This is a genomic window from Bradyrhizobium sp. SHOUNA76 (assembly GCF_023006445.1).
GTDB lineage: Bacteria > Pseudomonadota > Alphaproteobacteria > Rhizobiales > Xanthobacteraceae > Bradyrhizobium.
Map to the genome: position 1 here is coordinate 1 of NZ_JALBHA010000391.1, position 6,373 is coordinate 6,373.

At 63.8% G+C, this 6,373-nt stretch carries 6 protein-coding genes and 1 pseudogene; 1 reads left to right on the forward strand and 6 read right to left on the reverse strand.

What is annotated here, in order from left to right; genetic code table 11:
- From MOV74_RS28545 to aroA, 6 genes and pseudogenes are all read right to left on the reverse strand, one after another.
- A pseudogene (locus MOV74_RS28545) lies at positions 1 to 220 on the reverse strand (DUF1049 domain-containing protein); the annotation flags it as partial.
- Between the two features lie 156 nt (positions 221 to 376).
- The gene (locus tag MOV74_RS28550; protein ID WP_007598410.1) at positions 377 to 682 is read right to left on the reverse strand and encodes an integration host factor subunit beta; all 306 of its coding nucleotides are present in this window, start codon (positions 680 to 682) and stop codon (positions 377 to 379) included.
- Between the two features lie 171 nt (positions 683 to 853).
- The gene (gene sppA, locus MOV74_RS28555) at positions 854 to 1,834 is read right to left on the reverse strand and encodes a signal peptide peptidase SppA (protein WP_246929964.1); all 981 of its coding nucleotides are present in this window, start codon (positions 1,832 to 1,834) and stop codon (positions 854 to 856) included.
- A gap of 270 nt (positions 1,835 to 2,104) precedes the next feature.
- Positions 2,105 to 3,811, reverse strand: a complete 1,707-nt coding sequence (gene rpsA / locus MOV74_RS28560; RefSeq protein WP_246929965.1) for a 30S ribosomal protein S1 — start codon at positions 3,809 to 3,811, stop codon at positions 2,105 to 2,107.
- A 267-nt stretch (positions 3,812 to 4,078) separates the two neighbouring features.
- Positions 4,079 to 4,717 carry a (d)CMP kinase gene (gene cmk, locus MOV74_RS28565; protein ID WP_246929967.1) on the reverse strand — a complete coding sequence of 213 codons (639 nt, stop codon included), beginning with the start codon at positions 4,715 to 4,717 and terminating at the stop codon, positions 4,079 to 4,081.
- Positions 4,714 to 6,051, reverse strand: coding sequence for a 3-phosphoshikimate 1-carboxyvinyltransferase (gene aroA, locus MOV74_RS28570; RefSeq protein WP_246929968.1), 1,338 nt, complete (start codon positions 6,049 to 6,051; stop codon positions 4,714 to 4,716). Before aroA ends, cmk begins: the two co-directional genes overlap by 4 nt.
- A 160-nt stretch (positions 6,052 to 6,211) precedes the next feature.
- Between aroA and MOV74_RS28575 the strand changes: the two genes are divergently transcribed.
- Positions 6,212 to 6,373, forward strand: a 162-nt coding sequence (locus tag MOV74_RS28575; protein WP_246929969.1) for a TIGR02300 family protein, incomplete at its 3' end; no start/stop codon positions are given.

Here is a 6,373-nt window from a genome sequence, read left to right on the forward strand (position 1 = left end):
AGCGCCGCTGGCCGACCCACACGGCAGAGCCGCCCGCGAAGACCCCGAGGGCGGCGATCAGGATCAGGAGCAGGAACAGCGGCAGCGTGACCGACAATGACGGGTCGTTCGCAATGAAGGGATCGAACGAGACTGTGATGAAGTGCCGGTTGGCGACCGCGAAGGCCACCAGGATCACGCCCAGCGGAATCACGATCAGCGCGGTCAGAAACTTTCGCATCTCGCTTCGCTCGCCTTGAATCAAGTTTCCGGCCGCATGTTACGCGACCGCGGCAAACCCAGACGTTGGCTTTAGAGCATGATCCGGAAAAGTGTGCAGCGGTTTTCCGAAAAGATCCTGCTCAAACAATGACCTGAAGCGCGATCTTTTCACGCTTCAGTCTGGCGCGCCGGGATCCGGATGGTCGCGATTCAGCCGTTCGCGCATTTCCTTGCCGGTCTTGAAGAACGGAACGCTCTTCTGATCGACGGGCACATGGGCGCCGGTGCGTGGATTGCGCCCGGCGCGTGCGGGGCGATGCTTGACCGAGAAGGCACCGAAGCCGCGCAGCTCGACGCGATCACCGCGCGCGAGGGCCGCTACGATCTCTTCGAGAATCGCATTCACAATGTTCTCGACATCCCGCTGGTACAGATGCGGGTTGTGCTCGGCGATACGCTGAACAAGTTCGGATTTGATCATCGAGAGATAGGACCCGGAAGCGTGCGGATGACCATTTCCGTGAAAATACCTTGATCTGTCAAGACGCTAAATCAAGGTTGAGCGTCGTGAAAATGCGTGACAAATGCCGAAAAAGCGGGCTGCCCCGGCGCCCGTCAGACGGGAAAACCCTCAGGCGCTCGCCCAGATCCCTCAGTTTGAGGCGGCCGGCTGCCACAGGGCCAGCATTCCATCCATTCCGAACCGATCGACCGCCTGCGCAACGCCGGTTTGCCCAATTTGATGCGCAATCGAGCCCAAACCGAGCGCTTCCAGCGTGATGGCGGTGGCTGTCTTGAGGAACGACAGATCGCCAAAGCGCGGCTCGAGCTTGTAATCACGCACGGAGAGCCCCTTCTTGACGCCCTTCTGCTCGACCAGCCAGGTCACCGCGGTCTTCTCGTCGCCGATCTGATCGATCAGCTTGAGATCGATCGCCTGGCGTCCAGTGAAGACGCGGCCATCGGCCACTTTCTCGAGCTGCGTGTCATCCATGCCACGCCGTTCCTTCACCAGTCCCCTGAACCAGGCGTAGGAATCCTTCACCAGCGCATCGAGCGCAGCGCGCGCCTCGGGGCTGGTGGGCTCGAAACCGTTGGGCGCGGCCTTCAGCGGCGACGACTTCACCTCCTCGACCTTGACGCCGATGGTCTTCAGGAGCTCCGAGACGTTGGGATATTGGAACAGCACGCCGATCGACCCGACCAGCGAGCTCTGCTGGGCAATGATGTGGTCGCTGGCAATCGCCGTGATGTAGCCCCCGGAGGCAGCCAGGCCCTCGACCACCACGACGAGCGGCTTCTTTGCCTTCAGCCGGACGAGCGAATCGTAGAGCTGCTCGGAGCCGGCAGTGGTGCCGCCCGGCGAGTTGATGTGAACGATGACGGCGGCGGCCTGCGAATTCTCCAGCCGCTCCAGCGCCTGCGTGCGATCGGAATCGCTGCGGATCAGGCCCTCGATGTGGACCCGCGCGATCGCGCCGGCGGATGCGAAGGTGCCGCGCGCGCCGGGTGTCGCAATCAGCGCAAAGCTTGCGATCGCCGCGATCGCGATCAGCGCGGCCATGACACGCCAGAACGTCAGCTTGCGACGGATCCGGCGGCGATCGACGATGATGTCCGAATCGAGCGACATCGAGATATCTCCAAATGAAAGGCCGGGCGCGTTGTGCCGTCACGGCGTGACCAACGGCTTATCTGGATACATCAATTGCGGCGTAATTTGAAGAAAACAAGGCTGTGACTGCGTAGCCCGGATGGAGCGAAGCATAATCCGGGGAAGTCGATCCGCGAGGTGAGAATCCCGGATGTCGCTGCGCTCATCCGGGCTACAGGCGGCAACTACGAGCACAAAAAAGCCCCGGCTCGCGCCGGGGCTTCGATGTCAGCGAAACGCAGGTTTCGCTTACTTGCTGTCGCGGTTCTTGAGCGCGGTGCCCAGGATGTCGCCGAGCGTCGCCCCCGAATCGGAGGAGCCGTACTGCGCGATGGCTTCCTTCTCTTCGGCGACTTCGAGCGCCTTGATCGACACCTGGACCTTGCGGGCCTTCTTGTCGAACTGGATCACGCGGGCATCGACCTTCTCGCCGACGGCAAAGCGTTCGGCGCGCTGGTCGTTGCGGTCACGGGCGAGCTCCGAGCGCTTGATGAAGGTCGAGAAGTCGGTCCCGGTGATCTTCACCTCGATACCGCTCTCCTTCACTTCGAGCACTTCGCAGGTCACGACCGCGCCCTTCTTGACATCGCCCGGCTCGGCGAAGGGGTCGCCTTCGAGCTGCTTGATGCCGAGCGAGATACGCTCCTTCTCGACGTCCACATCGAGCACAACGGCCTTCACCATGTCGCCCTTCTTGTAGTTGTCGATCACCTGCTCGCCCGGAAGCTTCCAGTCGAGGTCGGAGAGATGGACCATGCCGTCGACGTCGCCCTCGAGGCCCAGGAACAGGCCGAACTCGGTCTTGTTCTTGACCTCGCCCTCGACCGTCGAACCGGTCGGGTGACCTTCGACGAAGACCTCCCAGGGGTTGCGCATGGTCTGCTTGAGGCCCAGCGAGATGCGGCGCTTGACGGAATCGACTTCCAGCACCTGCACGTCGACTTCCTGCGAGGTCGAGACGATCTTGCCGGGGTGCATGTTCTTCTTGGTCCACGACATCTCGGAGACGTGGATCAGGCCTTCGATGCCCGGCTCGAGCTCGACGAACGCACCGTAGTCGGTGATGTTGGTGACGCGGCCGGTGAAGCGGGCACCCAGCGGGTACTTGGCTTCGATGCCCTGCCACGGATCATCCAGCAGCTGCTTCATGCCCAGCGAGATGCGGTGCGTCTCGTGGTTGATCTTGATGATCTTGACCTTCACGGTCTGGCCGATCGAGAGCACCTCGGTCGGATGGTTGACGCGGCGCCACGCGATGTCGGTGACGTGCAGCAGGCCGTCGATGCCGCCGAGATCAACGAACGCACCGTAATCGGTGATGTTCTTGACCACGCCGTCGATGACCTGACCCTCTTCGAGGTTCTGCACCAGCTCCTGGCGCTGCTCGGCGCGGGTCTCTTCCAGCACGGTGCGGCGGGACACGACGATGTTGCCGCGGCGGCGGTCCATCTTGAGGATCTGGAACGGCTGCGAGTTGTTCATCAGCGGCGCGACGTCGCGGATCGGACGGATGTCGACCTGCGAGCGCGGCAGGAAGGCCACGGCACCGTCGAGATCGACGGTGAAGCCGCCCTTGACCTGGTTGAAGATGACGCCGTTGACCTTCTCGTTGTTCTGGAACGCCTTTTCGAGCTTGCCCCAGCTCTCTTCGCGGCGCGCCTTGTCGCGCGACAACACGGCTTCACCGAGGGCGTTCTCGATGCGATCGAGGAACACTTCAACCTCGTCGCCGACCTTCAGTTCACTGTCACGGCCGGGGCCGGAAAATTCGCGCAGGGCGACGCGGCCCTCGGTCTTCAGGCCGACGTCGATGACGGCCATGTCCTTTTCAATTGCAACCACCTTGCCCTTGACGACGGAGCTTTCCTGCAGGTTGCCACCTGCGAAGGACTCGTCGAGCATCGCCGCGAAATCGTCGCGCGACGGGCTATAGGTATCAGCAGAAGTCGAAGCCATTTGTTCTCCAGTTGCGGATGTCGTGCCGGCCGTTGGGTTCATGGGCGCATCGCACACGCAGTGTCGGAAGGTCCGCAAAACCTTCGAGCGACCGCTCGCTGCTCCGGCCTTGGCGGCGGAACAGCGGAAGCGGGCCGGCAGAGGCCCGCGCGTCCGATACGTGGAAAATCTTTGTCCGGAGCCTGGATCGCGCCGGTCCCAAACAGGGACCTGACGTATCGACCTCAAAGAGCGGGAGCGGGCGCTTCCTCCAATGACGGCGGCGGCTTAACCCCGCGACCGGCCCGCTCGGACAGCCTCGATAATGTCGATGGCGGCCCGGACGCCGCCTTCTATATCCAGTTGGGAGTTATCTAGCAAGTAAGCATCCGGGGCCGGTTTCAAAGGCGCAATCGGGCGGTTCTTGTCGCGTTCGTCGCGCTGGATGATATCGGCGAGCACCGCAGCCTCGTCCGCCTCCTCGCCCCTCGCCTTGGCCTCCATGGTCCGGCGGCGGGCGCGGACCTTGGGGTCGGCGACGACGAAGATTTTCACGTCGGCGTCCGGGCAGATCACGGTTCCAATGTCCCGGCCATCCAGTACGGCGCCGGGTGGATCGGCGGCGAATTGCCGCTGGAAATTGACCAGGACCTCGCGCACCCCAGGGATCGCCGAGACAATCGAGGCGCCCTCACCGGCCTTCTGGGTCTTCAGGGCCGGATTGCCGAACTTCTCGGGATCGAGCTCCAAGGCCGCCTGCACCGCAGCCGCCTCGTCGTTGAGATCGTGCCCGGACTGCATCAGCGCATAGGCCACCGCGCGATAGATCACGCCGGTATCGAGATGACGATAGCCGTAATGGTGCGCAAGGCGCTTGCCGAGCGTCCCCTTGCCCGAGGCCGCGGGCCCATCGATGGCGATGATCATGAAAAGTCGGCCCCTAGCGAACGCATCATCGGAATGAAATCCGGAAAGCTGGTGGCGATGAAGGCGGTGTCGTCGACGCTCACGGGCTGGTCAGAGGCGCAGCCCATCACCAGCGCGGACATCGCGATGCGATGGTCCATGTGGGTGGCGACGAGGCCGCCGCCGGGAACGTGGCCACGGCCTTCGACGATGAGATCGTCGCCGGACACCTCGACCTTCACACCGTTGACGCGCAGCATGTCGGCGGTTGCCTCCAGGCGGTCGGATTCCTTGACGCGCAGTTCGTGCAAGCCGCGCATGATCGTTGTGCCTTCGGCGAAGGACGCCGCCACCGCCAGCACCAGATATTCGTCGATCATCGAGGGCGCGCGCTCCGGCGGCACCTCGACGCCGCGCAGCTTCGAGGCCCGCACGCGCAATTGCGCCATCGGCTCGCCGGCATCACCCCGCACTTCGCTTTCCTCGATGGAAGCGCCCATCTCGCGCAGTGTGGTGAACAGGCCGGTGCGCAGGGGATTGGTCATGACGTCGGACAGAACGACGTCGGAGCCCTCGACGATCAGCGCTGCGACCACCGGGAAAGCCGCCGAGGAGGGGTCGGCGGGGACCACCACGGTGGCGCCATGCAGCTCGGGTTGGCCCCTGAGCGTGATACGGCGGCCATGCACGCCCTCCCGCGCGGAGGAGATGTCGGCGCCAAAATGCTTCAGCATCAATTCGGTGTGGTCGCGGCTGGCTTCGGTCTCGATCACCGTGGTGGTACCCGGCGCAGCCAGGCCCGCCAGCAGCACCGCCGACTTGATCTGGGCCGAGGCGACCGGGGTTGTGTAGGTGATCGGCAGCGGATCGCGCGCGCCCTGGAGGGTCAGCGGCAGCCGACCGCCCTCACCACCAGAAACGACCTTCGCGCCCATCTTTTCGAGCGGATCGAGGATCCGGCGCATCGGGCGGCTGCGCAGCGAGGCGTCGCCGTCGAACACCGCCGAGATCGGGCATCCCGCCACGGCGCCCATCACCAGCCGGCAGCCGGTGCCGGAATTGCCGAAATCCAGCGCGGCCTTGGGCTGGGCGAAACCCGCGACGCCGACGCCGTTTAGCTTCCAGGCGAAATCACCGATGCGCTCGACCTTGGCGCCCAGCGCCTGCATGGATTTGGCGGTGTTGAGGACGTCCTCGCCCTCCAGCAGACCTGAAATCTTGGTCTCGCCGACCGCGAGCGCACCCAGGATGAGGGCCCGGTGAGAGATCGACTTGTCCCCGGGCACCCGTACTTTCCCGGTCAGGGGACCGCTGGCGCGAGACTGAAGCGGCCTCGGTTGGTCGGAATGGGTCAAGATTGTGTCCTTGGATGAGCCCCGAGGGGACTGCGGCGCAGGTACCACATGGTCCGCGCCCCGTCACGGGCATGTCGTTCTCCCGTAATGCGCTATTGACAGCGGGCCGCCAACTAGCCAAGTGAAACACCGCTTTTCAGACATTCCCAGGATTCCTGCCGTGGCCAAGTCCGAACTCGGAACTAAACGTATTTGCCCGACCACGGGCAAGAAGTTCTATGACCTCAACAAGAATCCGGTGATCTCGCCCTATACCGGCGAAGTAGTGCCGATCGCCCCGGTGGCGCCGGCGCGCGTACCCCGCGGCGCCGAAGCCCGGCAC